Source organism: Pseudomonas sp. GZD-209, from assembly GCF_049310485.1.
Lineage (GTDB): Bacteria > Pseudomonadota > Gammaproteobacteria > Pseudomonadales > Pseudomonadaceae > Aquipseudomonas > Aquipseudomonas sichuanensis.
Genome location: NZ_JBMOWQ010000107.1, coordinates 40,463 through 66,447, shown reverse-complemented (window position 1 = coordinate 66,447; position 25,985 = coordinate 40,463). Strand labels below are relative to the sequence as shown.

Genomic DNA, 25,985 nt, shown 5'->3' with positions numbered 1-25,985 from the left:
TCGAGACTTGGACATGCCTGCAATATAGTGCAGATTCAGACGACAACATCGTTCTAATCTGCATTTAAATGCACTTATCGGTCGAGCGATAACAAAAATCTGCAGTAAAGTGCAGTTTAAAACGCATGGGGATACTTGTCCCATTGGCCCGCCCTTAGCGGCAGGCCACGTCTACCTCGTCAAACCAGCTTCGCCTTGAGCTCGGCAATGTGCTCCGGGCCGATCCCGCAGCAACCGCCGACCAAGCTGGCACCGCGCTTGCGCCAGTTCTGTGCCCAACTCAGGTAGCCCGGTGGGTCCAGGTCTTCACGCAGCTCGTCCAGGCCATCATTGGCCGTTGCATCCTTGGGCTGGGGCGGGAAGGCGTTGGCGTAGGCACCGATGGCGATATCAGCACCCAGGCGCTCGAAGGCTTCCTTGGCGGCATCGATGGCATCACCGATCACTTCGGGCTGGCTGCAGTTGAACAGCAACACCTGCGCACCCAGTGCGGCAACGGCTTCGGCGGCTTGCGCGACCGGTTCGCCCGAGCGCAGCCGTGGCACGTCATCGACATCTTCATCGCGCAGGGTGAACGACACCCAGAACGGCTTGCCATCGCGCGGCAGCTGCGCGTGGATGGCACGCACTTCCGCGATCGAACTCTGGGTTTCCGCCAGCCACAGGTCGACATGCTCGGCCAGGCCTTCAAGCAACGGCGTCAGCACTGCGGCGACCTGTTGCGGCTGGAACAGGTCCGGGCGATAGGAACCGAACAGCGGCGGCAAGGAACCGGCGACCCGCACCCTGCCCCCGGCAGCATCGGCAGCCGCCCGTGCCAATTGCCCTGCGGTTTGTGCCAGGGCGTAGCCCTCTTTGGCAAAGCGCGCTTCGCCGATATGAAAGGGCACTACCGCATAGCTGTTGCTGGTGATCACTTCGGCACCCGCCGCGATGTAGGCGGCATGGACGGCCACTACGGCCTCCGGCGCCTCGCTCAGCGCCAGCGCCGACCACTCCGGCTGACGAAACGGCGCACCCCGGCGCTGCAATTCCCGCCCCATGCCGCCATCCAGAATAACCAACGACCGTTCGCCCATATGCCATTCACTTATATTGATATGAATAAAATTCACTAGTTAGTACATGCTTATAACTATTAAATATCAAACATCCTTAATTCAAGCACTTTTTCAGGTATCTCCATGCGTTTACCAACCTTGCTGGGCGCCGGTCTCCTTGCCCTGAGCGCTGCTACTCAAGCCTTCGCAGGCGCCACGCTGGAACGCGTGGAAACTCGCAAGGAACTGGTCAATGTGCTGATGGAGAGCTACCCGCCGTTCTCTTTCCTCAACGAGCAGAATCAGCTCGACGGCTTCGATGTGGACGTGGCCAAGGCAGTCGCCGAAAAACTGGGCGTGAAGCTGCGCCTGGAAACACCCTCCTGGGACGTGATCGCTGCGGGCCGTTGGAGCGGCCGCTACGACATCTGCATCTGCTCGATGACGCCGAGCAAGGCGCGCGCCGAAGTGTTCGACTTCCCGGTGGAGTACTACGCCTCGCCGGCGGTGATCGTGGTCAACGCCAAGGACGAGCGCATCCACTCGGCCAAGGACCTGGACGGCCGCAAGGTCGGCCTGACCAGTGCCTCCAGCTACGAGAGCTACCTGAACAAGAACCTGGTGATCGAAGGCGCCGAAGACCGCAAGATCGACTACCCCTTCGACTTCGTCCAGGCCGCCCCGTACGACACCGACAACGTTGCCTTCCAGGACCTCGGCCTGGGCGCCGGTGTGCGCCTGGATGCAATCCTGACCAACCTGGTGACCGCGCAACCCCGCCTGGACCAGGACAAGCGTTTCAAGCTGGCCGGGGCGCCGTTGTATGAAGAGCCCAACTCGGTGGCCATCGAGAAAGGCGACCCGGAATGGGATGCCAAGGTGCGCCAGGTGTTCGCCGAGCTGAAAGCCGAGGGTACGCTGGCGAAGCTTTCACAGAAGTGGATCGGCGCCGACATCAGTAAATGAGTGCACATCAACCTGCTCCCAAACCCGTCGCCACAACGACGGGCACGCGCCTGCTGGGCTTTCGCAGCCGGCTGTACCTGACGTGGCTGGTATTGTTGCTGCTGTTCGTGGGCTTTTTCTTAAACTTTGATCTGAAATTTTCGATCATCGTGGAGAAGTTCCCCAACCTTGCAGGCTTCCGACTTGGCCCCAACGGCTTTTTGCAAGGCGCCGCGCTGACCCTGTTCCTGTGCATCTGCTCGATGTTCACCTCGGTGCTGCTGGGCTTTGCCGCCGCCTTGGCAAGGCTGTCCAGCAGTGCGGTGCTGTTTGGCGTGGCGAGTTTCTACACCTCGTTCTTTCGCGGCACACCGCTGTTGATCCAGATTCTGCTGATCTACCTGGGCCTGCCACAGCTGGGCCTGGTGCCGGGCGCCATCGCCGCCGGGATCATCGCCCTGTCGCTGAACTACGGCGCCTACCTGAGCGAGATCTTCCGCGCCGGCATCATCGGCGTCGCCGTCGGCCAGCGCCAGGCGGCCCTGGCCCTGGGCATGCGCCCGGCAGCGATCTTCTGGCACATCACCCTGCCCCAGGCCATGCGCACCATCATCCCGCCGAGCGCCAACCAGTTCATCTCGATGCTCAAGGACTCGTCGCTGATTTCGGTGATGGGTGTCTGGGAAGTGATGTTCCTGGCCCAGTCCTACGGCCGCTCCAGCTATCGCTACCTGGAGATGCTGACCACCGCGGCGGTCATCTACTGGGTTCTGTCGATCTTGCTGGAGCTGGTGCAGGCCCGGCTGGAGCGGCATTTCGGCAAGGGTTACCAACGCTGAACGGCAGGCGAAAAAAAGGGGAGCATTCGCTCCCCAGAGGTTAACCGCTTGTAGATGAAGGCTTATCTCAGCCTTCGATCTCGATCAGGATCTCGCCCGGGGTGACCCGGTCGCCCTTGGCCACATGGATGGCCACGACCTTGCCGGCGATCGCCGCCTGCACTTCGGTCTCCATCTTCATGGCTTCGGTGATCAGCACCGCTTGACCGGCCTTGACCACGTCACCTTCCTTGACCAGCACATCGACGATGTTGCCCGGCATGGTGGTGCTGACGTGGCCAGGGGCGCTGGCCTGCTTGCGCTTGCTGCTGCCACCGCCGACGAACTCGTTGAGTGGCTCGAACACCACCTCTTCCGGCATGCCGTCGATGGACAGGTAGAAGTGACGCTTGCCTTCGGCCTTGACGCCCACGCCGGTGATGTCGACGCGGTAGGTTTCGCCGTGCACGTCGATGACGAACTCGGTCGGCACGCCCTCACCGCCCACAGAACCCACCGCGCCGGCTTCCGGAATCGGCAGCAGGGCTTCGGGGGTGAGGGTGCCGGCTTCGCGCTCTTCGAGGAACTTGCGCCCGATATCCGGGAACATGGCGAAGGTCAGCACGTCTTCTTCACTGCGCGCCAGGGCGCCGATGTCACTGCGCAGCTTGGCCATTTCCGGCTTGAGCAGGTCGGCCGGGCGCACGTCGATCACTTCTTCGCTGCCGATGGCCTGGCGGCGCAGTTGCTCGTTGACCACGCCTGGGGCTTTGCCGTAGCCGCCCTGCAGGTACAGCTTCACTTCGTTGGTGATGGTCTTGTAGCGCTCGCCGGCCAGCACGTTGAAGAACGCCTGGGTGCCAACGATCTGCGAGGTCGGGGTGACCAGCGGCGGGAAGCCGAGGTCTTCGCGCACCCGTGGGATCTCTGCCAGCACTTCGCCCATGCGGTTGAGCGCACCTTGCTCCTTGAGCTGGTTGGCCAGGTTGGAAATCATCCCGCCCGGGACCTGGTTGACCTGCACGCGGGTATCCACGGCGGTGAACTCGCTCTCGAACTGGTGGTACTTCTTGCGCACGGCATAGAAGTACAGGCCGATTTCCTGCAGCAGCTCCAGGTCCAGGCCGGTGTCGAACTCGCTGCCCTTGAGCGCGGCGACCATCGATTCGGTGCCGGGGTGGCTGGTGCCCCAGGCGAAGCTGGAAATGGCGGTATCGATGTGGTCGACACCGTTTTCAACGGCCTTGAGCTGGCACATCGCGGCCAGGCCGGCGGTGTCGTGGGAGTGAATGAACACCGGCAGCGACTGCTCGGCCTTGAGCGCCTTGACCAGCTCGCCGGTGGCGAACGGGGTCAGCAGGCCGGCCATGTCCTTGATCGCCACCGAGTCGCAACCCATGGCTTCCATCTGCTGGGCCTGCTTCACGAAGGCATCGATGGTGTGCACGGGGCTGGTGGTGTAGGCGATGGTGCCCTGGGCGTGCTTGCCGGCGGCCTTGACGGCCTCGATGGCCACGCGCAGGTTACGCACGTCGTTCATGGCGTCGAAGATGCGGAACACGTCGATACCGTTGACCGCAGCCTTGGCAACGAAGGCTTTGACCACGTCGTCGCTGTAATGGCGGTAGCCCAGCAGGTTCTGGCCGCGCAGGAGCATCTGCAGGCGGGTGTTGGGCAGTGCGCTGCGCAGCTTGCGCAGGCGCTCCCACGGGTCTTCTTTCAAGAAGCGCACGCAGGCATCGAAGGTGGCGCCGCCCCAGACTTCCAGCGACCAGTAGCCGACTTTGTCGAGCTTGTCGCAGATCGGCAGCATGTCTTCGGTACGCATGCGGGTGGCCAGCAGGGACTGGTGGGCGTCGCGCAGGATCGTGTCGGTAACAAAGATTTTCTTGGACATTATTCGGTTCCTCACAGGCCTGCGTGGGCGGCGATGGCGGCGGCGATGGCCAGGGCCAGCTCTTCGGGTTTGCGCTTGATCGAGTAGTTGGTCAGTTCGGGGTGGCTTTCGACGAAGCTGGTGTTGAACTGGCCGCTACGGAATTCCGGGTTGCGCAGGATTTCCTGGTAATACGCGGCGGTGGTCTTCACCCCCTGCACGCGCATGTCGTCCAGGGCCCGCAGGCCGCGGTCCATGGCTTCTTCCCAGCTCAGCGCCCAGACCACCAGTTTCAGGCACATGGAGTCGTAGAACGGTGGAATGGTGTAGCCGGTGTAGATCGCCGTGTCGGTGCGCACGCCCGGGCCGCCGGGGGCGTAGTAACGGGTGATCTTGCCGAAGCTGGGCAGGAAGTTGTTCTTCGGGTCTTCGGCGTTGATGCGGAACTGCAGGGCGAAGCCGCGGTGCTGGATGTCTTCCTGCTTGATCGACAGCGGCAGGCCCGAGGCGATGCGGATCTGCTCGCGGACGATGTCGATGCCGGTGATTTCCTCGGTGATGGTGTGTTCCACCTGCACCCGGGTGTTCATTTCCATGAAGTACACCTCGCCCTCGGCGAGCAGGAACTCCACGGTACCGGCGTTCTCGTAGTTCACCGCCTTGGCCGCACGCACGGCCAGGTCGCCGATGTAGGCGCGCTGCTCAGGGGTGAGCTGCGGGCTGGGGGCGATTTCGATGAGCTTCTGGTTGCGGCGCTGGATCGAGCAGTCGCGCTCGAACAGGTGCACCACGTTGCCGAAGCTGTCACCGAGGATCTGCGCCTCGATATGCTTGGGGTTGACGATGCATTTTTCCAGGAACACTTCTGCCGAGCCGAAGGCCTTGGTGGCTTCGGAAATGACGCGGGGGAAGTTCTGTTCCAGCTCTTCACGGCTGTTGCAGCGGCGAATGCCGCGCCCGCCACCGCCGGAAGTGGCCTTGAGCATCACCGGATAACCGATGCGGTCGCCTTCCTGCAGGGCTTCGTGGATGTCGGCAACGTTGCCTTCAGTGCCTGGAGTCACCGGCACACCGGCCTGGATCATGGTGCGGCGCGCTTCTGTCTTGTCGCCCATGCGGCGAATCACGTCAGCGGCCGGGCCGATGAACTTGACCCCGCGCTCGGCGCAGATCTCCGCCAGTTCGGCGTTTTCCGACAGGAAACCGTAGCCCGGGTGCAGGGCATCACAGCCGGTTTCCACAGCCAGGTTGACCAGCTTGCGCGGGTTCAGATAACCGGCCAGGGGCTCGGCACCAATGCTGTAGGCCTCATCGGCGCGCTTGACGTGCAAGGCGTGACGGTCGGCGTCGGAGTAGATCGCCACAGAGCGAATGCCCATCTCGGCGCAGGCGCGCACGATTCGAACTGCGATTTCACCCCGGTTGGCGATCAGGATTTTTTTTATCACTGGAGTCTTCCCAAAGCCGTAGGAACAGACGATCCGGTTTCACCGGTCGGCGCGTGACCAGACGTCGCTGGCCAGTCGCACAATCACCCTAGCGTTGTAGGTCGATAAACAAAAATCAATATTTGTTAGGGCCAGTATTAGCAAAAGCTTATAGTTCGGTAACAAGGTTTTGCCAAAACAGGTGAAAAGATGCGTAAGTCATTGATGCGTATGACATTGCGTCAGCTGCAGATCTTCAATGAGGTGTGTGATTTACGCTCCTACAGCCGGGCGGCCGAGGAAATGGCGCTGACGCAACCCGCCGTAAGTCTACAGATACGTCAGCTCGAAGAACTGGTGGGCCAGCCGCTGTTCGAGTACGTCGGCAAGAAGCTCTACCTGACCGAGGCCGCCGAAGCGTTGCAACGCGCCAGCCGGGACATCTTCGGGCGCCTGGAGAACCTCGACATGCAGCTGTCGGACATGCAGGGCTCACTGCAGGGTCAGCTGAAACTGGCGATCGAATCCAGCGCCAAGTACTTCGTGCCACACCTGTTCGCCGCCTTCAAGCAGCGCCACCCGGAGGTCAACCTGACCTTGACGGTGGTCAACCGGGCCCAGGCGATCAGGCGCCTGTCGGATAACCGCGACGACCTGATCATCATGTCCATGGTGCCCCAGGACATGGGGCTGGAGTTCCTGCCCTTCCTCAACAACCCGATCGTCGCCGTGGCGCCGCCGGACCACCCGCTGTGCAAGCTCGAGAGCCTGCGCCTGCAGGACCTTGAACCTCATACCCTGCTGGTCCGCGAGCAAGGCTCGGGCACGCGCAAGGCCTGCGAGGAGTTCTTCAAGGACAAGCGCGTGCACTTCACCCAGACCCTGGAGGTCGCCTCCACCGATTCGCAGCGCGAATGCGTGGTGGCGGGCCTCGGCATAGCCCTGCTGACCCGCCATGCGGTCAACCTGGAACTGGCCACCGGCCTGCTCAAGGAGCTGCCGGTGGAGGAGCTGCCGCTGTACCGCAGCTGGTGCATCGTGCAGGCCAAAGCCAAGCGCCAGTCACCGGTGGCCTTGGCGTTCCAGGCATTCATCCGCAGCGAACGTGCGCAGATCAGCGCGCTTGTTGAGCGTTTTTCGGGGAAGTTGCCGCCGATACCTGCCACACCGTGATGTCCTGCAGCTCGGGGTAGTCGGCCAGCGAGCGCAGCAGTTCGCGGCGGTCGCAGTAGCTTTCGATCGCGCGGCGGAACTCCATGCGGCGCTGGTCCTTTTCCTGCTGCTTGCGAGCCTTGGCGTTGGGTTGGTACGAACCGTCGTGTTCACGTGCCATTGCCTGTCTCCCAGATAGGATGGGGGGGAGTTTCAGACTGGCGCCGCAGGTTTACCGTTTGGCGGTGGAAGGGTGACAGATTCGTGAATCTTCGCTGTCTTTACCGACCATATCGCAGGCTTTGACCGCTCCCACAGGCCTGGGCGCATATCCTGTGGGAGCGGCTTTAGCCGCGAAGCAAGCGACAGGGTGCATGGCACCGGCTTCGCCGGTGTTCGCGGCTGAAGCCGCTCCCACATTGCCGGTGTCGCTTCAGAAGTTGGCGATGAGACCCGTGCCGGTCAGTCGTCTGTAGCCTTGATCGACTTGGGCGACAAACGCAGGCTGCGCAAGCTGCGCTTCACGCTCTTGAGGTGGTTGACCAGACTCGGGCCACGGGCCATGGCCACGCCCATGGCCAGCACGTCGATCACTACCAGGTGAGCAATGCGCGACGTCAGCGGGGTGTAGATTTCGGTGTCTTCGTGTACGTCGATCGCCAGGTTGACCGTCGACAGCTCGGCCAACGGTGTCTGGCTAGGGCACAGGGTGATCAGGTTGGCACCGCTCTCGCGCACCAGGTTGGCGGTGATCAGCAGGTCCTTGGAGCGCCCCGACTGCGAGATGCACACTGCCACGTCACCCGGCTTCAAGGTAACCGCCGACATCGCCTGCATGTGCGGGTCGGAATAGGCCGCAGCAGTGAGCAGCAGACGGAAGAACTTGTGCTGGGCGTCGGCGGCCACCGCGCCGGACGCGCCAAAACCATAGAACTCCACGCGCTGCGCCTGGGCCATGGCACTCACCGCTTGCTGCAGGGCCTGCGGGTCGAGGTGCTCACGCACTTCCATCAGGGTGTGCAAGGTGGTGTCGAAGATCTTCAGGCTGTAGTCGGCAACCGAGTCGTCTTCATGGATGGCGAACTGGCCGAAACTGGCCCCGGCGGCCAGGCTCTGCGCCAGCTTGAGCTTGAGGTCCTGGAAGCCCGAACAACCGATCGCCCGGCAGAATCGCACGATGGTCGGCTCGCTGATCCCCACGTTGTGCGCCAGGTCGGCCATCGAACTGTGCATGACGGCAGCCGGATCGAGCAGCACGTGGTCGGCCACTTTGAGTTCCGATTTGCGCAACAGGTGGCGCGATTGGGCGATATGTTGCAACAGATTCACGGTCTGGACTCGGTTATGATCGGCTGGCCGGGATGTAGCTTTCTTGTAGTTATACTACATGCTCGCCAACCCGCCCAGTTAAACGAACGTGGAGAGTGGTGGTTTGACTATACCTTGCGACATCCTGGTCTTCGGCGGCACTGGCGATCTGGCCCTGCACAAGCTGCTTCCGGCGCTCTACCACCTGTATCGCGAGGCCCGCCTGCACAATGCCGTGCGGATCATCTCCCTGGCCCGCCGCCCGTTGCCGCGCAACGACTACGTCAAGCTCGCCGAACGCCACTGCCGCGCACAGATCGCCCGCCAGGACTTCGACGAGGAGGTCTGGCAGCGCTTCTCGGCGCGCCTGGACTACTTCCCCATGGACGCCGCGCAAAGCGCCGACTTCGGCCGCCTGGCGCGCTACCTGGGCGAGCCCGGCGGGCTGACACGCATCTACTACCTGGCCACCGCGCCCCAGCTGTTCGTGCCCATCGCCAACCACCTGCGCATCGCCGGCCTGGCCGACAACGAGGCGCGCATCGTGCTGGAAAAGCCCATCGGCCATTCGCTGGAGTCGGCCACCGCGATCAACGAAGCGATCGGCGAAGTGTTCGACGAGTCCCAGGTGTTCCGCATCGACCACTACCTGGGCAAGGAAACGGTGCAGAACCTCATGGCCCTGCGCTTCGCCAATGCCCTGCTGGAGCCGGTGTGGCGCAACAGCCAGGTGGACCATGTGCAAATCAGCGTCTGCGAAACCCTCGGCGTGGAGAGCCGCGGCGCCTACTACGACCGCGCTGGCGCCACCCGCGACATGCTGCAGAACCACCTGCTGCAGCTGCTGTGCCTGGTGGCCATGGAGCCGCCGGCGCAGTTCGACGCCGAAGCCGTGCGGGACGAGAAGGTGAAGATCCTGCGTGCCCTCAAACCGATCACTGGCCAGGACGTGCAGGACAAGACGGTGCGCGGCCAGTATGGCGCCGGCAAGATCGGCGGCCAGGAAGTACCCGCCTACTACTTCGAGAAAGATGTCGACAACGACAGCGACACCGAGACCTTCGTCGCCGTCCAGGCGCACGTCGACAACTGGCGCTGGGCTGGGGTGCCGTTCTACCTGCGCACCGGCAAACGCATGGCACGGCGTTCGTCGCAGATCGTCATCCAGTTCAAGCCGGTGCCCCACGAGCTGTTCAGCGGCGGCCAGGTCAACCAGTTGCTGATCCAGCTACAGCCGGACGAGCACATCAGCCTGCGCATGATGACCAAGAGCCCCGGCAAAGGCATGCGCCTGGCGCCCGTCGAGCTCGACCTCAACCTCGCCCAGGCGTTCGCCCAGACCCGCCGCTGGGACGCCTACGAGCGCTTGCTGCTGGATGTAATGGAAGGTGACTCCACGCTGTTCATGCGCCGTGACGAGGTGGAGGCCGCCTGGGCCTGGATCGACCCGATCCTGCAGGGCTGGGAAGAACACTTCCAGGCGCCACGCCCTTACCCCGCGGGCAGCAACGGGCCGGAGCAGGCCAACAGCCTGCTCGCGCGCCATGGCCAGGCCTGGCACCTGTAAACGGCGCTGCAATCGCCTGGACAACGGCAGCGCCGCTCCCAGGCTAGCGCAACAGGTCGGCGGTCGGACGCTCAAGCAATGCCTGGAACGAGGCCGCGTCCACCGGCCGGCTGATCAGGTAGCCCTGCACCTCGTCGCAACCCTGCTCGCGCAGGAACTGCAGCTGCTCGCGGGTTTCCACACCCTCGGCCACCACTTGCAGTTGCAGGCTCTTGGCCATGGCGATGATCGCCCGGGTGATCGCCGCATCCTGGTTGCCGTCGTGCAGGCCACGGATGAATGCCTGGTCGATCTTCACGTAGTCCACCGGGAAGCGTTTCAGGTAGCTGAGCGACGAATAGCCGGTGCCGAAGTCGTCGATCGCCAGTTTGACCCCCAGTTCATGGAGCTGCTCGAAAGTGGCGATGATGTGCTCGACGCTGTCCAGCAACTGGCTTTCGGTGAGTTCCAACTCCAGCAGGTGTGGCGCCAGCCCCGACTCCTGCAGCACCTGGCGCACCAGGCTGACCAGCTTGCCCTGGCGCAGCTGGTACACCGACAGGTTGACCGAGACCCGCACTTCCAGCCCCTGGCTCAACCACTCACAGGCCTGCCAGCAGGCCTGGCGCAACACGAACTCGCCCATCGGCGCGATCAGCCCGGTCTCTTCGGCCAAACCGATGAATTCGCCCGGCGGCACCATGCCCCACTCCGGGTGCTGCCAACGCACCAGCGCCTCGGCAGCATGCAACTGGCCGGTGCGCAGGCACAACTTGGGCTGGTAGTAGACCAGCAGTTGGCCTTCGTCGATGGCCTTGCGCAGCTGGTTCTCCAGTTGCAGGCGCTCCAGGGTGCTGGCGCGCAGGCTCTCGGTGTAGAACTGGAAATTGTCGCCGCCCAGGTGCTTGGCGTGCTGCTTGGCCATGTCGGCCTGGCTGACCAGCGCATTGAGGTCGAAGGTGGCATCCGACAGCACGCTGATACCCACCGACGCGCTGATCACTACTTCATGCCCACCCAAGCGCTGCGGCACCCGCAGCTTGTCGAGCAGGCGCGTGGTGACCCGCACCAGGCTGGAAAGGTTGGTGTAGCCGTCGAACAGGATGGCGAACTCGTCACCCGACAGCCGCGCCACGGTATCGGCCTCCGGTACCGCGTTGGCGATCCGCTGGGCCGTCTTCTTGAGCAACTGGTCGGCCAACTCATGGCCGAGGCTCTCGTTGAGCAGCTTGAAGCGATCCAGGTCGACGTGCAGCAAGGCCAGGCTGCGCCCGTTCAGACGGATGCGCTGGGTGGCCTCGTGCAGACGCAGGCGGAACAACGCCCGGTTGGCAAGCCCGGTCAGATCGTCGTAGTGCGCCAGGTAGCGCAGGCGCTCCTCTGACTCGCGGCGGGCCGATAGATCGGTGTAGAAGCCGACGATGTTGGCGATGCGGCCGCGCGCATCACGCACGCTGTTGAGCTGCAACCACTGCGGGTAGAGCTCGCCGTTCTTGCGCGCCTCGACCAGTTCGCCCTGCCAGCGCCCCTGTTGCTCCAACGCCTGATCGATGGCCTGGCTGTGCCGCCGCGCATCACGGCTGCAGGGCAGCTCCAGGGCGTTGCGAGCGATCAGCTCGGCACGGCCGTAGCCGGTAACGTCGCAGAACGCCTGGTTGACCGCCAGCAACTGGAAGCTTGCGTCGAGGATCGCGATGCCTTCGCTGGCGGCCTCGAAAACCGTGGCAGCCAGGCGTTGCTGTTCTTCCTGCTCCTTGTGCGCCGAGATGTCACGACGGGTGCCGAGCATGCGCACGACCTTGCCGTCGACATCGCGCTCTACCGCCCGGCCGCGGTCCTCGATCCAGCACCAGTGGCCCTGCACATGGCGTACCCGGTACTCGACCCGGTAGTCCTCGGTGCGCCCTTTGAGATGCTCGACCAAGGTGCGCCGCAGCAGCGGCAGGTCATCGGGGTGCAGCCGGGGCTTGAGGTCGGCGCGGACCGAGCGGACCTGGTCGCCATCGAGGCCGAACAGGGCGTGCAACTGGGTGTGATGAACCTCGTCGCTTTCCAGGTTCCAGTCCCAAAGGCCCAGCTCGCTGGCCTGCAGCGCCAGGGCCAGGCGTTGCTCGCTCTTGCTCAGCGCCTGGTTGGCCAGGTCCAGCTCATGGCTGCGCTGGGCCACGCGCTGTTCGAGGCCGTCATGGGCCAGGCGCAACTCGTCCTCGGCCTGGCGGCGTTGGCGAACTTCGGCGCTGAGCTGGTGGTTGAGGTCCTCGGCGTGGCGCTGGGTGCTTTGCAGGTGCTCGATCAATGCCTGGTTCTGGAAGCGCCGCAGCAGGCCGCGCTCGATCAGCCGATTGACCTGCCAGGCCACCACCATCAGGGCGCCCAGCAGGATCAGCCCCAGCCAACCCCAGCCACGCTGGTGGCCGGCGTCATAAGCGAACAGGAAAAGGGTCGGCGGCAACAGGCAGGGCAAGGCGAAACTCAGAAATGCCGGCAGGCTGACGGCATAAGCAACGCTGGCCGACAACACCGCAGTGCCCAGCAGGCCGAACACCCAGGCCTGTTGCTCGAAGTTATCCACAGGCACCAGGGCAATCGCCGCACTGGCCAGTGTCAGCCCGCTGAAGGCGGAGCCGGCGAGGAACATGCGTCGCCAGTTTGGCCTGGCCTGCCGCGAGGGGGTCGCCGCCTCGAACGCCGCCACCTGGATCACCCGCAGGGCGACCAGCGCCAGCAGCCAGGCCAGCCATACGCTCACCAGCAGATAGCGCGCAGGGCTCCACAACAGCCAGGCGCAGAGCGTACCGGTCAGCAGCATGAACAGCGTGGGCAACAGGGAGCCCTGGTACAGCAGGCGGGTGCGCTCGATAGACAGCTGAGTGGCGAATTGCCTGCGAACGCTCCGTGTCGTCTCTGGCGATGCTCCGATCGCCATGCAATCCTGGGTCATAGGGCTGGTTTCTTGTTGTGTTTTTGTTATGGCAGACCACAAATGTGCAGGGAGAATACACAAGCGCCGCGTCGGACCAAACTGCTCCAGGTCATGATTTTGAAATTGTCCCGCCCGTCCAAATGCGACCGCTCAACCACGCAGGCTGGCGAGCCATGCCGATGAACGGTAAATCGCCCGCCTGGTGATTTGCGTCGGCGGCGTTTGCCCCTGCCCCCTGCCCGGCCCTAGAATGGCCGGATGCGCAATGATGACCTCTCCCTCCTGCTGAACTCCCTCAACGACGCTCAACGCCAGGCCGTAGCGGCCCAGGTCGGGCGGCAATTGGTCCTGGCCGGTGCCGGCTCGGGCAAGACCCGGGTGCTGGTGCACCGTATCGCCTGGCTGATCCAGGTTGTAGGGGCCTCCCCACATTCGATCCTGTCGGTGACCTTCACCAACAAGGCGGCGGCGGAAATGCGCCAGCGGATCGAGCAACTGCTGGGCATCAACCCGGCCGGCATGTGGGTCGGCACGTTCCACGGCCTGGCCCACCGCCTGTTGCGGGCGCACTGGCAGGAAGCGGGGCTGGTGCAGAACTTCCAGATTCTCGACAGCGACGACCAGCAGCGCCTGATCAAGCGGGTGATCCGCGAGCTCGGCTTCGACGAGCAGAAGTGGCCGGCGCGCCAGGTCCAGTGGTTCATCAACGGCCAGAAGGACGAGGGCTTGCGCCCGCGCCACATCCAGGCGGGCGGCGACCTGTACCTGACCACCATGCGCGACATCTATAGCGCCTACGAACAAGCCTGCGAGCGCGCCGGGGTCATCGACTTCGCCGAGCTGCTGCTGCGCGCCCTCGACCTGTGGCGTGACCAGCCCGGCCTGCTCGAGCACTACCAGCGCCGCTTCCGGCACATCCTGGTGGACGAGTTCCAGGATACCAACGCCGTGCAGTATGCCTGGTTGCGCCTGCTCGGCGCCGGTGGCGACAGCCTGATGGCGGTGGGCGACGACGACCAGTCGATCTACGGCTGGCGCGGCGCGAAAATCGAGAACATCCACCAGTACACCAGCGACTTCCCTGACGCCGAGATGATCCGCCTGGAGCAGAACTACCGCTCCACCGGTGGCATCCTCAAGGCCGCCAACGCCCTGATCGCCAACAACAGCGGGCGCCTGGGCAAGGAGCTGTGGACCGACATGGGCGAGGGCGAGCCGATCACCCTCTACGCCGCGTACAACGAGCACGACGAAGCGCGTTACGTGGTCGAGACCATCGAAGGCCTGATCAAGCAGGGCAATGCGCGCAACGAAATCGCCATCCTGTACCGCTCCAACGCCCAGTCGCGGGTGCTGGAAGAGGCCCTGCTGCGCGAGCGTATTCCTTATCGCATCTACGGCGGCCAGCGCTTCTTCGAACGCGCCGAGATCAAGAACGCCATGGCCTACCTGCGCCTGCTCGAGGGCCGCGGCAACGACGCCGCCCTGGAACGGGTGATCAACGTGCCGCCGCGCGGCATCGGTGAAAAAACCGTCGAGGCCATCCGCGACCATGCCCGCCACAGCCAGGTGTCGATGTGGGAAGCGATGTGCCAACTGCTCGCCGGCAAAGCGCTGAAGGGCCGCGCCGCCAGCGCCCTGGGCGCGTTCATCGAGCTGATCGAGCAGCTTGCCGCCAAGGTGCTGGACATGCCGCTGCACCTGATGACCCAGACGGTCATCGAGCAGTCCGGGTTGATCATCTATCACCAGGAAGAAAAAGGCGAAAAGGGCCAGGCACGGGTAGAAAACCTTGAGGAACTGGTCAGCGCCGCACGCAACTTCGAGACCAGCGACGAAGACGCCGACCTGACACCGTTGTCGGCGTTCCTCGGCCACGCTTCGCTGGAGGCCGGCGACACCCAGGCCGACGAGCACGAGGACAGCGTCCAGCTGATGACCCTGCACAGTGCCAAGGGCCTGGAATTCCCCTACGTGTTCCTGGTAGGCATGGAAGAAGGGCTGTTCCCGCACAAGATGAGCCTGGAAGAGCCTGGCCGTCTGGAAGAGGAGCGCCGCCTGGCCTACGTGGGCATCACCCGGGCCATGCGCCAGCTGATCATGACCTACGCCGAGACCCGTCGCCTGTACGGCAGCGAAACCTACAACAAGGTGTCGCGTTTCGTACGCGAGATTCCGGCCGGTCTGGTTCAGGAAGTACGCCTGTCGAATTCGGTCAGCCGCCCGTTCGGCGGCGCCAAGGCCCCGGTCAGCAACCTGTTCGCCAACGCCAGCATCCCCGAGACCGCCTTCAACCTCGGCCAGCGCGTGCAGCACGCGGTGTTCGGTGAGGGCGTGATCCTCAACTTCGAGGGCTCCGGCGCCCAGGCACGGGTGCAGGTGAACTTCGCCGAAGGCAGCAAGTGGTTGATGCTGGGGTATGCGAAGCTCGAGGCTATCTGAGCCAGATCGCGGGGCAAGTCGCATCGGCGCACCGCCGCTCCCACGTTGTACAGCGTGGGAGCGGGCGTGCCCCGCGATGATCTACCAGGCCTGGAACAGCAAAACTCGATATCTGTCAGGCAAAAGCTCGAAACATCTTGTCGCTAGCCATGTCCACAGCTTCATGTGCACCATGACGCGCGTGCAATCCACAAAATGGGAACCCCCAACTTATGCAACGTTTTCTTAGCATCGCTCTGGCGCTCTGCGTCGGCCTGACGCTGAGCCTCGACGCCAACGCCAAGCGCTTCGGTGGCGGCAAGAGCTCGGGCGCAGCGCCCATGCACCAGACTCGCCAGGCCGCACCGACCACACCTGCCGCCGCACCGACCGCTCCAGGCCGTGCACCGGCCGCCGCCAGCGGCGCTTCGCGCTGGCTGGGCCCTCTGGCCGGCCTCGCCGCCGGTGGCCTGCTGGCTTCCATGTTCATGGGTGACGGTTTCCAGGGCATGCAGATCATGGACTTCCTGATCATGGGCCTAATCGCCTTCCTGGTGTTCCGCTTCATCGCCGCGCGCCGTCGCCAGCAACAGCCGCAACACGCTGCTGCCGGCCACGCCCCGTACCAGCGCGAAGCCCAGCCGCAGGCCGCCCCGCAGTCGATCTTCGGTGGTTCCGCCGCGCCAGTCGCCGCCGCACCGGCCATCAACGCCCCGGCCTGGTTCAACGAAGCCAGCTTCCTGGCCGCCGCCCGTTCGCACTTCCAGTCGCTGCAGCAGCACTGGGACGCCAACGAGATGGACAAGATCGCCGAGTTCGTCACCCCGCAAATGCTCGACTTCCTCAAGCGTGAGCGCGCCGAACAGGGTGAAGGCTTCCAGTCCACCTACATCGACGACCTCGATGTACAGCTGGAAGGCGTCGAGGACCGCGCCGACAAGACCATCGCCACTCTGACCTTCCGTGGCGTGTCGAAGACCTCGCGCTTCGACCAGGGCGAGGCTTTCAACGAGAGCTGGCACATGGAACGCGCCCAGGGCGAAAACCAGCCTTGGATGCTCGCCGGTATCCGCCAAAACGGTTAACCCGCGCACGTTGCACAAAAAACCCCGGGCCTGTCCCGGGGTTTTTGCTTTTGCCGGAGTCGGCTACTAGGGTATAACGCGCAGCGTTGTCATAAAGGTCAGAGGATGTGAACCGTGGAAGAAGTGATCGAACAACTGCGTGAAGCCAACGAGCCGGTACCGGTGCCGCTGGAGCTGCCCGACGAAGACCAACTGGTCGAAATCGAGGAACAGCTGTTCATCAACATTCCGTTCGTGTTCAAGGAGTTCCTGCTGACCGTCAGCGATGTCGTGTACGGCTCGCTGGAACCTGTGACCGTCACCGACCCGCAGTCCCACACTTACCTGCCGGACGTTGCCTCCAATGCCTGGGACGCCGGTGTACCGCGTGACCTGATCCCACTGTGCCAGGACGGTGAAAACTACTACTGCGTCGAAGAAGACGGCACCGTTGTGCTCTGGGAAGCGGAAGAAGAAGCCATTGGTGAAGACAGCTGGGAATCGGTGTGGCACTGGGCACGGGATGTCTGGCTGGAAAGCTGAATGAGAAATACCCGCATAAAGTAATGGCTCATAGCCATTGAATACCCGTAAAATCGCCAGGCTTTCTGCGCCTGGCGACATCGCTACCGCTCCATCCCCTCGGACGACGATGAAATCTCGCGCAGAGAGCATTCCCTCGCTCAGTGCGAATGATCGCGATTGTTCTCCAGCGTCTCCAGCAAGGCGATCTGCATCCGCGTATGAACGCGGATGAACCAGCGCCACAGCAGCGCCACCACCCCAGCCGCCACCACCGCAATGATCAACAGCAGCTCGCTGGTTGGCAGAATGCTTGCCGACAATGCCGACAGCAGCAGGAAAATCACCAGCAACGACAGCAGCGGGATCACTTCGGCGACCACCCTGCGCACACGTTGCGTGTGACGCCCGGCCATCTCCGGCTTGACCCCCATCTCCGCCAGCAACATCGACAGCGCCTTGAGCTTGCGGTACGCCGCAATCAGGAACGGCAGCGACAGCAGCAGCGCCGCACCCCAGATCAGTGCCTTCTGCTGGCTGACATCCGCCACCCACTCGCTGAGCCATTCGCCGATGCGCCCGGCGAAATAGCCGCCACTGAAGAAGATCGCGATCACCAACGCCAGGTTGACCCCGACCTGCAACAGGATCCGCCGGATCATCGCCGCCAGCATCGCGCCCTCGCCCTGAGGCTGGATGCTGCGCAACCACTCGCCATATAGCGACAGCACCCGTGACAGGCGGCTCGGCATTACCTTGCCCAACTTGATCGACAGCGGGTCGGCCGCACGGATCAGGTAGGGCGTGAGCAGCGTAGTGATGGCCGACACCGCCACCGCGACCGGGTACAGGAAGTCGCTGGTGACCTGCAGGGTCATGCCCAGCGCCGCGATGATGAACGAGAACTCACCGATCTGCGAAAGGCCCATGCCCACCCGTAGCGAGGTGCGCCCATCATTGCCGGCGATGAATGCGCCCATGCCGCAGGAGAGCATCTTGCCCAGCACCACTGCCAGGGTGATCACCACGATAGGCCAGGCGTATTCGAGCAGAATCGAGGGGTCGATCATCAGGCCGATGGCAACGAAGAAAATGGCGCTGAACAGGTCGCGAACCGGCTCGATCAGCCGCTCGATCTTCAACAACTGGCGCGATTCGGCCATGATCGCGCCGATCAGGAAGGCCCCCAGCACCATGCTGTACTCGAGCTTCACCACCAACAGGCAGAAACCGAAGCACAGCCCCAGCACGGTGATCAGCAGCATTTCGTTGCTTTCGAATTTCGCCACATAGGCCAGCAGCCGCGGCACCAGCAGGATGCCGATGACCAGCGCGACGATCATGAACAGCGACAGCTTGCCCACCGTCGAGAACACTTCCCCGGAACTGACCGTGCCACTGACGGCGATGCCCGACAGCAACGCGATGATGCCGATGCCCAGGATGTCCTCGACGATCAGCACGCCGAAGATCAGCTGTGCGAAGCGCTCGTTCTTCATCTTCAGGTCGTTGAGCGCCTTGACGATGATGGTGGTCGAGGAAATGGCCAGGATGGCCCCGAGGAACAGCGAATCCATGGTGTTCCAGCCGAACCAGCGGCCGATCTCGAAGCCGATCCAGATCATCAGCACGATCTCGAGGAACGCGGCGATGAACGCCGTGGCCCCGACCTTGAACAGCTTGCGCAGGCTGAACTCAAGCCCCAGGCAGAACATCAGGAAGATCACCCCCAGTTCGGCGAGGGTCTTGATGGTGTCTTCGTCGTGGATCAGGCCGAAGGGAGGCGTGTGCGGGCCGATGATGAAGCCGGCAACGATGTAGCCCAGCACCACGGGCTGCTTGAGACGATGGAAGAGGATGGTCACAACCCCGGCGACCAGCATGATCACCGCCAGATCCTGGATGAAGCTGATGGCATGCATGGCGCGAGTACTCCTTGTGTCAATGCACGTGGCGGACCACTCCTCCGTCGGAAACGACTGACGCAGAAAGCAGGCACATACTGATTTAATAGATGGAAAAGCCCACGTTGCATGGGCCCCGTCAGGTTAACATCGCGCCTTGCCGCAAAATGCCGATGCAATATGCAGAAACAGATCGGCCGAACCGGCGCCGCTGATGGCAAGATCGGCGTGACGATGGAGCGTCAGCCGACGTCCCGTACCAGGATGGGAAACCTCTATGAGGGGAACAGAAGTGTCAGCAGATACCAGCCCCGCTTCAGCGCAACTTCACCGTGAGCTCACTATGGAACCTGGAAACGCCCAGTTGACTATGACCGTCCTGATGACACCGGACATGGCCAACTTCTCTGGCAACGTACACGGCGGCACCCTGCTCAAGTACCTCGACGAAGTCGCCTACGCCTGCGCCAGCCGTTATGCCGGCACTTACGTGGTCACCTTGTCGGTGGACCAGGTGATTTTCCGCGAGCCGGTGCACGTCGGTGAGCTGGTGACCTTCCTGGCATCGGTCAACTACACCGGCAATACCTCGATGGAGGTGGGCATCAAGGTGGTCACCGAAAACATCCGCGAGCGTTCGGTACGCCATTCCAACAGCTGCTTCTTCACCATGGTCGCCGTGGACGATGATCGCCGCCCGGTGAAGGTGCCGCCGCGCCAGCCGCTCAACAGCGAAGAGAAGCGCCGCTTCCTGCAGGGCCAGCAGCGCCGCCAGATCCGCCAGGAGCTGGAGCAGCGCTATCAGGACCTGAAGACCGACGCCAACTAATAGGCCAGGCGCTGCGCCTCGAAGCGCACGCGCGGGTGGGCAATGCGGTCCTGGGCCCGCACCAGCTGCAGTTCGTAGCTGGCGCAGGCCTGGGTTTCCAGCAGCACCTCATGCACCGCGGCCGCGGCGAACTCGAACGCCTGCACCCAGTTGTCGCCGAGCAGCACCCGGGCCAGGAACAGCCCTGAGGTGAGGTCGCCCACCCCCACCGGCTGACGCGGGAAGGCCAGCAGCGGGCGACGCAGGTGCCAGCTTTCCTTGGCCGTCACCAACAGCATCTCGAACGCATCCTCCGCGCGCCCCGGATAACTCAGGTGCTTGACCAGCACCACCTGCGGCCCACGCTCCAGCAGCCCACGGGCCATGCCGACGCAATCTTCAAGGGACTGCGCCTTGCGCCCGCAGAAGCTGTCCAGCTCCAGCTGGTTGGGGCAGAGGATGTCGGCCTGGGCGGCGGCCTGCTCGAGCAGGAATTCGCTCACCTCGGCGGGCACGATGCAGCCTTTCTCGGCGTGGCCCATGACCGGGTCGCACAGGTACAGCGCCTTGGGGTTGACCGCCTTGATCCGCGCGACACCGGCCAGGATTGCCCGCCCTTGCTCGGCACTGCCCAGGTAACCCGACAGCACCGCATCGCAATGGCCCAGTTCGCCGATATTGGAAATGCCTTCCACCAACGCAGGAATTTGCGCTGGAGCAAGCACTTCCCCCGACCACTGTCCATACTGAGTGTGATTGGAGAATTGCACGGTGTTGAGTGGCCAGACGTTGACCCCGACCCGTTGCATCGGAAACACCGCGGCGCTGTTGCCGGCATGTCCAAAGACCACGTGGGACTGAATGGCGAGCAGATGCGGTGTACGTTTCATGCAGGACGATTCCGAAACTGTGTGAACAAATGTGCGGCCCGCAGTATGAACCCGAATGCCATCTGTACGACAGGCCAGCGGCACAGTTAAGCTGGCTCGACCTGTCTGGAGCTTACGCAAATGCTGACCCTAGAAAACGTCTTCGTCCTGATGCTGGTGGCGACCGCCGGCGCCTGGCTATGGCACAACCACGGGCTGCGCGAAAAAGCCCTGGCCCGGGTCAAGCAGCATTGCGCAAAGCTCGACCTGGAGCTGCTGGACGACGCCGTGGCGCTTAAACGCATCGCATTCGTGCGTGACGCCAATGGCCGCAAACGCCTGGCACGCATCTACAACTTCGAGTTCACCGTCACCGGCGAGCAACGCCACCCGGGTACCGTCACACAGTTCGGCGCGCACAGCGTGCAGATCGAGCTGGCGCCCTACCCCTTCGAGATCAAGACCCCGCCACGCACCGATAACGTCATCGAGATGCAGCAGTGGCGCCAGGAGCACAACCGCTGGCACAACTGATCAGCCATCCAGGCTGCACGCCGCCAGCGCGGCCTGCAGCTCGGCAAATGGCTGGGCCTCGGCGAAGATCAACTCCAGCCGTGAATCCCTGCGCCACTCGCTTGGCTGCCACTCGGGCTGTTGGCCTTCAAGGCCGTTGAATGACTGCCAGCCCTGTGGGCTGTGGATAACCCCTTTGGCCCGGCGCCATGGCCAGGCATGCAAAAAGGCCTTCAATTGGGCGGGATCGAAACGCTGACTGGGGTGCCAGCGCCAACCCACACTCCAACCCCCTTCACCCTCACTGGCCTGGCAGATCGGCTCGGATGGATCTGTCCACAGCGCTGATGGTGCGGCGATCGAGTTGCCCACAGCCAGCCGCTGCAAAGCCGCGTCGACGTCAGCGACTGTGGACAAACCTGGCAAGCGGCCCAATGGCAATGCCCCGTGATCCGTCCAGACCGCAGGCAAGCCGGGGAATCGCGCAGTTATCAACAGGCGCTTGGCTTCATCCACAGATGCCGACTTATTGAAAACCAATAGTGCGGTTGCCGATAAAGCCGCCTGCTGCGCCTCAGGCAGCGGTTCTTCCCTGGCCAGTGCCTGGGCATCCAGCACCATCAGCAGAGGCTGCACGGCCAGCACAGCCTGCCACGGCGTCTGCCCCAGCTGCTGCAGCAATTGCCGAGGATGGCCCAGCCCAGAGGGCTCGATGAACAGCCGGTCCGGGCGCGCCTTGCGCAGCAAGCGGCCAAGACCAACCTGGAACGGCATGCCGTTGACACAACACAGGCAGCCCCCCGCCACTTCACCGATGGCAATGCCATCGTCATCACGCGCCAGCAGTGCCGCGTCCAGGCCGATCTGCCCGAACTCGTTGACCAGCACCGCCCAGCGCTCGTTGGCCGGGCGCTGCGCCAGCAGCTGGCGGATCAGGCTGGTCTTGCCGGCGCCCAGCGGGCCTGCGATTACATGGGTGGGAATGTTCTGCAACATAGGTAGGTATCAGGCAAGTGCGTGGCCCACTATGCCCCGTCAGGCCAGCCAGTCAAGGCTGAGCAGCAGGCGCCGCTCGCCCGGCGCCGTCAGCGGCGAACGGTGGATAAGGCCTGCACCTTCATTGCCAATCCATTTCTCGCCCTTGAGCAGCGCCACGTCACCCGCCGCCAGCTGGCGGATGTTATCCACAGCAGGTTGGTCGAATTGCAACCTTGAACGGTCTATTGCGCCCTCCTCCAACCATTGGCTGCCGCTACCGACATAGGTGGTGAGCAGGCGCACCGGCACGTTATCCACATGGAAACGCGGGCACATCGCGCCATCCAGTACCCGCAGGCGCAAGCCGATGCGCCGTGCACCGAGCAGGCAGGTGTAGGCCGCCACCAGCCACGCCACATCGGCGACGAAACCTTCGTAGCCATGCAGATCGGCCGCTTCCCTGAGCAGCCCCGGCAGCCGTGGCGGCTGCTGCTCGTCGACATCGATCACCCGCTCGTCCGCCAGTGTCTGGCCGAGGCTCAGCACCAGCGCACAGAAATCCTCGACCTGGGCGGGCAACTGGCGCTGCCAGACGGCCAGGTTGACGCCATCCTTGAGCATGTCCGTCATCACTCTGGGTGACGGCCCGAAGACCTGGCAGATATCCACAACCTGAGCCGCCAGCTTCATGCCGCCTGCTCCTCGATCCAAGGGCCGAACGGATCTGCCAGCCGTAGCCAAGCCATAGGCCCCAGGGCCATTTCTTCCTCGCTCAGCAGGCAGGCGTCCAACGCTGTGGATAACTGCGCAAAGTCGATGTTCTGCCCGATGAATACCAGCTCCTGACGGCAGTCACCGGTGTCCACCGACCATTGCTTGAGGATCGCCGCCATATCCGCTTCGTCTTGCGGCCATTGCTCGCGCGGGACGAAACGCCACCAGCGCCCGGCCAGGCCATGGCGCATCATGCCGCCCGCCTGTGACCAGCTACCGGCCTCCTGGTACTTGCTGGCCAGCCAGAAAAACCCTTTTGAGCGCAGCAGCCGCCCATTGCTCCAGGGCGTGTGGATAAAGTCGAAGAAGCGCTGCGGGTGAAACGGCCGGCGAGCCTGCCAGGTGGTCGCGGCAATGCCGTATTCCTCGGTTTCCGGCACGTGTTCACCGCGCAGCTCCTGCAGCCAGCCCGGCGCTTGCGCCGCCTGATCGAAGTCGAACAGGCCAGTATCGAGGATTCGCGACAAGGCAACCTGGCCCATGACCATCGGCACGATCTGCGCCCGGGCATTGAGGCTGCGCAGGATGGCGATCAGCTCTTCACGTTCGTGCTGGCCGATCAGGTCGATCTTGCTCAGCAGCAACACGTCGGCGAACTCGACCTGCTCGATCAGCAGGTCGCTGATCGAACGTTCATCCTCTTCACCCAGGGTCTCGCCGCGGCTGGCCAGGCTGTCGGCAGCCTGGTAATCACGCAGGAAGTTGAGCCCGTCGACCACGGTGACCATGGTGTCCAGCCGCGCCATGTCCGACAGGCTGCGGCCTTGTTCGTCACGGAAGGTGAAGGTCTCGGCCACCGGCAGCGGTTCGGAGATCCCGGTCGACTCGATCAACAGGTAATCGAAGCGGCCCTCACGCGCCAGGCGCGCAACCTCTTCCAGCAGGTCTTCGCGCAGGGTGCAGCAGATGCAGCCGTTGCTCATCTCCACCAGTTTTTCTTCGGCGCGGTTGAGGCTGACGTTGCGCTGTACTTCGCTGGCGTCGATGTTGATTTCGCTCATGTCGTTGACGATCACGGCAACCCGCAGGTTATCGCGGTTGCGCAAAACGTGATTGAGCAGCGTGCTCTTGCCGGCGCCGAGGAAGCCGGACAGCACGGTGACAGGAAGACGGTTGGGCATGACGGACCTCATCGGGCAGGCGCATTCGAAACGATGCATTGCGTCATGTTATATTATAACAATACAATTTCGCCAAGCCGTCTCGACCGAAGGGTTGCCTGGAGTGCCTCATCGATGAAATTGCCCCGCGCCAGCGCATTGTTGCTGATTGCCCTGCCGGCCTCTTTACTGGCCATGCCCCGCACCGACCTGGCGCTGTGTACGCGCAGCGCCACGCTGTTGGCCTGCCAGGACAGCAAGGGCAACTACTACAGCGTGCGCAGCGCCGGCAGCACCTTCTACCTGCGCGGTTATGAAGTGCAGGGCAAACGGCTGTGGGCACAAACCAACAGCCGCTACGGCGCGCTCACCTTCTTCACGGGCCTTGCCAGCGATGGCGAAGCCTGGGTCGGTTACAGCCGGCGTATCGGCTGGACCACCCTCAATCGCGTCTCGAGCTCTAGCGGCCAGCGCTTCGATCTGCACTGCAGCCTGCTCGGTGGTTGCCGTTGAGCCCTACTTTTTCAGGACACCATTCATGACCAGCCTTAGCCTTTCCCTGCCCGACATCGCCACGCAAAGCAGCCAACACAGCTTGCCGCTGGACTGGGTAGGCATGTGCGGTATCGCCCTGCCGCTGCAGGTGGAAGGTCGCAGCCTGAGCGCCCATGCCAGCGCAGGCGTCAGCCTGGACGACGGGGCTACGCGCGGTATTCACATGTCGCGCTTGTACCTGGCGTTGGAAGCGCTCGAACACCAGCCCTTGAGCCTGCCGCTGATTCGCCAGACCCTCGAGCAGTTTCTCTCCAGCCACCAGGGCCTTTCCAGGAGCGCATACCTTCAGCTGGAATTCGATCATCTGCTCAAACGCCCAGCCTTGATCAGCCCTCTGGCCGGCTGGAAACGCTATCCGGTGCGGCTCGATGCACAGCTGAAAGATGAAATGTTCCACGTGGAACTATCCGTGGATATTCCCTATTCCTCCACGTGCCCCTGCTCGGCCGCACTGGCCAGGCAACTCATCCAGGCGCAGTTCGACCAGGATTTCGCCAGCCAACCGCTGGACCGGGACAGCGTGCGCCAATGGCTGGGCAGCAGCAGTGGCATCGTCGCCACACCTCACAGCCAACGGAGCATGGCCAAGCTACAGGTGCGGCCAGGCACTGATGCGTGGCCGCTGACTGAGCTGATCGACCAGGCTGAGCAAGCCTTGGGCACCGCCGTGCAAACCGCCGTGAAGCGTGCCGACGAACAGGCCTTCGCCCTGGCGAACGGGCAGAACCTGATGTTCTGTGAGGATGCCGCGCGGCGCTTGCACCTGGCGTTGCGCCAGTTGTCGTGGGTGAGCGCGTTCAGCGTGCGCGTGGAACATGCAGAGAGCCTGCATGCCCACGACGCAGTTGCTGTCAGCCGCTGGCGGTGGTGATCAGCTGCGGGGTTTCACGGTGCCGCAGTCGTTGCCCAACCATACCGCCCGCGTGTCCATGCTGCCCTGCTGCTGCACACCCGATGCGTTGAAGGTGCCGTTGACCTTGGTCAGGAACTCCTTGTCGCTGAGGAAGGTGGCCTGGCCTTGCCCCTGGGCTTTCGGGCAGCTGAACTGGAACTTCCAGACATTGCCGGTGCGGTCGGTGATCTTCTGGGTGCAGCCCGATTGAGGGTCTTGCAGCGGGATGTCGTTGGTCTTGACCTGCTCCGGGGTCAGACACGAACGCACGCCCTTGCCACCCACGCTGATACCTTGCTTGGCCAAGGCGCCTTCCATCATCGCCCGCTGCTCTGGCGGCAAGTTCTTCAACTGGCCGAGCATGAACTGCATGTCGGGTAACGGCTTGCCATCGACCTGCATGTTGCTGGTGGTCAGCTCCCACAGGCCGGGTTGCAGCATCTGCGCGTGAACCAACGGGCTACCCAGGCCCACGACCAGGGCGAGCAGTGGCAGACGAATCTTCATGGATGAAAGCTCCTCGAATTACCGGCTCTGGCCGGACTGTGCC

At 63.3% G+C, this 25,985-nt stretch carries 23 protein-coding genes; 11 read left to right on the top strand and 12 right to left on the bottom strand.

Features of this window, described 5'->3' with window-relative positions; genetic code table 11:
• Nucleotides 1–179: 179 nt before the first annotated feature.
• Nucleotides 180–1,079, bottom strand: coding sequence for a homocysteine S-methyltransferase family protein (locus tag ACO6VM_RS13715; protein ID WP_401055909.1), 900 nt, complete (start codon nt 1,077–1,079; stop codon nt 180–182).
• A 105-nt stretch (nt 1,080–1,184) separates the two neighbouring features.
• Between ACO6VM_RS13715 and ACO6VM_RS13710 the strand changes: the two genes are divergently transcribed.
• Together ACO6VM_RS13710 and ACO6VM_RS13705 are read left to right on the top strand one after the other, a co-directional pair.
• The gene (locus tag ACO6VM_RS13710) at nt 1,185–2,006 is read left to right on the top strand and encodes an ABC transporter substrate-binding protein (protein WP_258705389.1); all 822 of its coding nucleotides are present in this window, start codon (nt 1,185–1,187) and stop codon (nt 2,004–2,006) included.
• A complete protein-coding gene (locus tag ACO6VM_RS13705; RefSeq protein ID WP_401055911.1) occupies nt 2,003–2,824 on the top strand; it encodes an amino acid ABC transporter permease in 822 nt (273 codons plus the stop codon). The genes ACO6VM_RS13710 and ACO6VM_RS13705 overlap by 4 nt, the downstream gene beginning before the upstream one ends.
• Before the next feature lie 67 nt (nt 2,825–2,891).
• Here the strand turns inward: ACO6VM_RS13705 and oadA are convergent, their stop codons facing one another.
• Together oadA and ACO6VM_RS13695 are read right to left on the bottom strand one after the other, a co-directional pair.
• Nucleotides 2,892–4,700: a sodium-extruding oxaloacetate decarboxylase subunit alpha gene (gene oadA / locus ACO6VM_RS13700; protein ID WP_110995085.1), complete on the bottom strand. Its 1,809-nt coding sequence runs from the start codon at nt 4,698–4,700 to the stop codon at nt 2,892–2,894.
• A gap of 11 nt (nt 4,701–4,711) precedes the next feature.
• Nucleotides 4,712–6,127 (bottom strand): acetyl-CoA carboxylase biotin carboxylase subunit, encoded by a 1,416-nt coding sequence (locus ACO6VM_RS13695; protein WP_125466102.1) that lies wholly within the window; start codon nt 6,125–6,127, stop codon nt 4,712–4,714.
• A gap of 204 nt (nt 6,128–6,331) precedes the next feature.
• Here ACO6VM_RS13695 and ACO6VM_RS13690 point away from each other — a divergent pair, with 204 nt between their 5' ends.
• Nucleotides 6,332–7,279 (top strand): LysR family transcriptional regulator, encoded by a 948-nt coding sequence (locus ACO6VM_RS13690; protein WP_189654583.1) that lies wholly within the window; start codon nt 6,332–6,334, stop codon nt 7,277–7,279.
• On the opposite strand, the gene ACO6VM_RS13685 is transcribed toward ACO6VM_RS13690, so the two are convergent.
• Together ACO6VM_RS13685 and hexR are read right to left on the bottom strand one after the other, a co-directional pair.
• Nucleotides 7,221–7,439, bottom strand: coding sequence for a PA3496 family putative envelope integrity protein (locus ACO6VM_RS13685; RefSeq protein WP_125861177.1), 219 nt, complete (start codon nt 7,437–7,439; stop codon nt 7,221–7,223). The genes ACO6VM_RS13690 and ACO6VM_RS13685 overlap by 59 nt on opposite strands.
• A gap of 281 nt (nt 7,440–7,720) precedes the next feature.
• A complete protein-coding gene (gene hexR, locus ACO6VM_RS13680; RefSeq protein ID WP_110995081.1) occupies nt 7,721–8,587 on the bottom strand; it encodes a transcriptional regulator HexR in 867 nt (288 codons plus the stop codon).
• Nucleotides 8,588–8,690: 103 nt separating this feature from the next.
• Here hexR and zwf point away from each other — a divergent pair, with 103 nt between their 5' ends.
• On the top strand, nt 8,691–10,133 hold the full coding sequence (zwf, locus tag ACO6VM_RS13675; RefSeq protein ID WP_125466104.1) for a glucose-6-phosphate dehydrogenase: 1,443 nt from the start codon (nt 8,691–8,693) through the stop codon (nt 10,131–10,133).
• 43 nt (nt 10,134–10,176) lie between these two features.
• On the opposite strand, the gene ACO6VM_RS13670 is transcribed toward zwf, so the two are convergent.
• Entirely contained in the window at nt 10,177–13,053 is a 2,877-nt protein-coding gene (locus ACO6VM_RS13670; RefSeq protein ID WP_401055914.1) for a putative bifunctional diguanylate cyclase/phosphodiesterase, read from the bottom strand.
• Nucleotides 13,054–13,293: 240 nt separating this feature from the next.
• Between ACO6VM_RS13670 and uvrD the strand changes: the two genes are divergently transcribed.
• The 3 genes from uvrD (at nt 13,294) to ACO6VM_RS13655 (ending at nt 17,063) form a co-directional block, all read left to right on the top strand.
• A complete protein-coding gene (gene uvrD, locus ACO6VM_RS13665) occupies nt 13,294–15,477 on the top strand; it encodes a DNA helicase II (protein WP_401055916.1) in 2,184 nt (727 codons plus the stop codon).
• A 212-nt stretch (nt 15,478–15,689) separates the two neighbouring features.
• Nucleotides 15,690–16,541 carry a Tim44 domain-containing protein gene (locus ACO6VM_RS13660; protein ID WP_401055918.1) on the top strand — a complete coding sequence of 284 codons (852 nt, stop codon included), beginning with the start codon at nt 15,690–15,692 and terminating at the stop codon, nt 16,539–16,541.
• Between the two features lie 114 nt (nt 16,542–16,655).
• Nucleotides 16,656–17,063, top strand: a complete 408-nt coding sequence (locus ACO6VM_RS13655; protein WP_390969628.1) for an SMI1/KNR4 family protein — start codon at nt 16,656–16,658, stop codon at nt 17,061–17,063.
• 140 nt (nt 17,064–17,203) lie between these two features.
• On the opposite strand, the gene ACO6VM_RS13650 is transcribed toward ACO6VM_RS13655, so the two are convergent.
• Nucleotides 17,204–18,964: a cation:proton antiporter gene (locus ACO6VM_RS13650; RefSeq protein ID WP_401055920.1), complete on the bottom strand. Its 1,761-nt coding sequence runs from the start codon at nt 18,962–18,964 to the stop codon at nt 17,204–17,206.
• Nucleotides 18,965–19,289: 325 nt separating this feature from the next.
• Here ACO6VM_RS13650 and ACO6VM_RS13645 point away from each other — a divergent pair, with 325 nt between their 5' ends.
• Nucleotides 19,290–19,775, top strand: coding sequence for an acyl-CoA thioesterase (locus tag ACO6VM_RS13645; protein WP_125861185.1), 486 nt, complete (start codon nt 19,290–19,292; stop codon nt 19,773–19,775).
• Here the strand turns inward: ACO6VM_RS13645 and pdxY are convergent.
• On the bottom strand, nt 19,772–20,644 hold the full coding sequence (pdxY, locus tag ACO6VM_RS13640; RefSeq protein ID WP_401055922.1) for a pyridoxal kinase PdxY: 873 nt from the start codon (nt 20,642–20,644) through the stop codon (nt 19,772–19,774). The genes ACO6VM_RS13645 and pdxY overlap by 4 nt on opposite strands.
• Before the next feature lie 120 nt (nt 20,645–20,764).
• On the opposite strand from pdxY, the gene ACO6VM_RS13635 reads away from it, so the two are divergent.
• Nucleotides 20,765–21,157 carry a DUF3301 domain-containing protein gene (locus tag ACO6VM_RS13635; RefSeq protein ID WP_125466109.1) on the top strand — a complete coding sequence of 131 codons (393 nt, stop codon included), beginning with the start codon at nt 20,765–20,767 and terminating at the stop codon, nt 21,155–21,157.
• On the opposite strand, the gene ACO6VM_RS13630 is transcribed toward ACO6VM_RS13635, so the two are convergent.
• Genes ACO6VM_RS13630 through zigA form a run of 3 tightly spaced genes read right to left on the bottom strand, consistent with a single transcriptional unit; the run spans nt 21,158 to nt 24,009 of the window.
• Complete coding sequence (locus ACO6VM_RS13630; RefSeq protein ID WP_422403420.1) at nt 21,158–22,132, bottom strand: CobW family GTP-binding protein; 975 nt, start codon at nt 22,130–22,132, stop codon at nt 21,158–21,160.
• Between the two features lie 39 nt (nt 22,133–22,171).
• Nucleotides 22,172–22,804, bottom strand: a complete 633-nt coding sequence (locus ACO6VM_RS13625) for a DUF1826 domain-containing protein (protein ID WP_422403419.1) — start codon at nt 22,802–22,804, stop codon at nt 22,172–22,174.
• Nucleotides 22,801–24,009 carry a zinc metallochaperone GTPase ZigA gene (zigA, locus tag ACO6VM_RS13620; RefSeq protein ID WP_401055928.1) on the bottom strand — a complete coding sequence of 403 codons (1,209 nt, stop codon included), beginning with the start codon at nt 24,007–24,009 and terminating at the stop codon, nt 22,801–22,803. The genes ACO6VM_RS13625 and zigA overlap by 4 nt, the downstream gene beginning before the upstream one ends.
• A 114-nt stretch (nt 24,010–24,123) precedes the next feature.
• On the opposite strand from zigA, the gene ACO6VM_RS13615 reads away from it, so the two are divergent.
• Nucleotides 24,124–24,501 carry a glutamine synthetase gene (locus ACO6VM_RS13615; protein ID WP_390969638.1) on the top strand — a complete coding sequence of 126 codons (378 nt, stop codon included), beginning with the start codon at nt 24,124–24,126 and terminating at the stop codon, nt 24,499–24,501.
• A gap of 25 nt (nt 24,502–24,526) precedes the next feature.
• A complete protein-coding gene (gene folE2, locus ACO6VM_RS13610; RefSeq protein WP_401055930.1) occupies nt 24,527–25,414 on the top strand; it encodes a GTP cyclohydrolase FolE2 in 888 nt (295 codons plus the stop codon).
• Here the strand turns inward: folE2 and ACO6VM_RS13605 are convergent, their stop codons facing one another.
• On the bottom strand, nt 25,415–25,942 hold the full coding sequence (locus ACO6VM_RS13605; protein ID WP_125466115.1) for a DUF3617 domain-containing protein: 528 nt from the start codon (nt 25,940–25,942) through the stop codon (nt 25,415–25,417).
• Nucleotides 25,943–25,985 lie beyond the last annotated feature (43 nt).

Excerpts from the sequence above, each read along its gene's own strand:
- ACO6VM_RS13670 (WP_401055914.1), bottom strand. The coding sequence starts at position 13,053 with ATGACCCAGGATTGCATGGCGATCGGAGCATCGCCAGAGACGACACGG.
- ACO6VM_RS13715 (WP_401055909.1), bottom strand. The coding sequence starts at position 1,079 with ATGGGCGAACGGTCGTTGGTTATTCTGGATGGCGGCATGGGGCGGGAA.
- pdxY (WP_401055922.1), bottom strand. The coding sequence starts at position 20,644 with ATGAAACGTACACCGCATCTGCTCGCCATTCAGTCCCACGTGGTCTTT.
- uvrD (WP_401055916.1), top strand. The coding sequence starts at position 13,294 with ATGCGCAATGATGACCTCTCCCTCCTGCTGAACTCCCTCAACGACGCT.
- ACO6VM_RS13635 (WP_125466109.1), top strand. The coding sequence starts at position 20,765 with ATGCTGACCCTAGAAAACGTCTTCGTCCTGATGCTGGTGGCGACCGCC.
- ACO6VM_RS13605 (WP_125466115.1), bottom strand. The coding sequence starts at position 25,942 with ATGAAGATTCGTCTGCCACTGCTCGCCCTGGTCGTGGGCCTGGGTAGC.
- ACO6VM_RS13685 (WP_125861177.1), bottom strand. The coding sequence starts at position 7,439 with ATGGCACGTGAACACGACGGTTCGTACCAACCCAACGCCAAGGCTCGC.
- oadA (WP_110995085.1), bottom strand. The coding sequence starts at position 4,700 with ATGTCCAAGAAAATCTTTGTTACCGACACGATCCTGCGCGACGCCCAC.
- ACO6VM_RS13660 (WP_401055918.1), top strand. The coding sequence starts at position 15,690 with ATGCAACGTTTTCTTAGCATCGCTCTGGCGCTCTGCGTCGGCCTGACG.
- ACO6VM_RS13690 (WP_189654583.1), top strand. The coding sequence starts at position 6,332 with ATGCGTATGACATTGCGTCAGCTGCAGATCTTCAATGAGGTGTGTGAT.
- folE2 (WP_401055930.1), top strand. The coding sequence starts at position 24,527 with ATGACCAGCCTTAGCCTTTCCCTGCCCGACATCGCCACGCAAAGCAGC.
- ACO6VM_RS13710 (WP_258705389.1), top strand. The coding sequence starts at position 1,185 with ATGCGTTTACCAACCTTGCTGGGCGCCGGTCTCCTTGCCCTGAGCGCT.
- zigA (WP_401055928.1), bottom strand. The coding sequence starts at position 24,009 with ATGCCCAACCGTCTTCCTGTCACCGTGCTGTCCGGCTTCCTCGGCGCC.
- ACO6VM_RS13650 (WP_401055920.1), bottom strand. The coding sequence starts at position 18,964 with ATGCATGCCATCAGCTTCATCCAGGATCTGGCGGTGATCATGCTGGTC.
- ACO6VM_RS13615 (WP_390969638.1), top strand. The coding sequence starts at position 24,124 with ATGAAATTGCCCCGCGCCAGCGCATTGTTGCTGATTGCCCTGCCGGCC.
- ACO6VM_RS13625 (WP_422403419.1), bottom strand. The coding sequence starts at position 22,804 with ATGAAGCTGGCGGCTCAGGTTGTGGATATCTGCCAGGTCTTCGGGCCG.
- ACO6VM_RS13630 (WP_422403420.1), bottom strand. The coding sequence starts at position 22,132 with ATGTTGCAGAACATTCCCACCCATGTAATCGCAGGCCCGCTGGGCGCC.
- ACO6VM_RS13705 (WP_401055911.1), top strand. The coding sequence starts at position 2,003 with ATGAGTGCACATCAACCTGCTCCCAAACCCGTCGCCACAACGACGGGC.
- ACO6VM_RS13645 (WP_125861185.1), top strand. The coding sequence starts at position 19,290 with ATGGAACCTGGAAACGCCCAGTTGACTATGACCGTCCTGATGACACCG.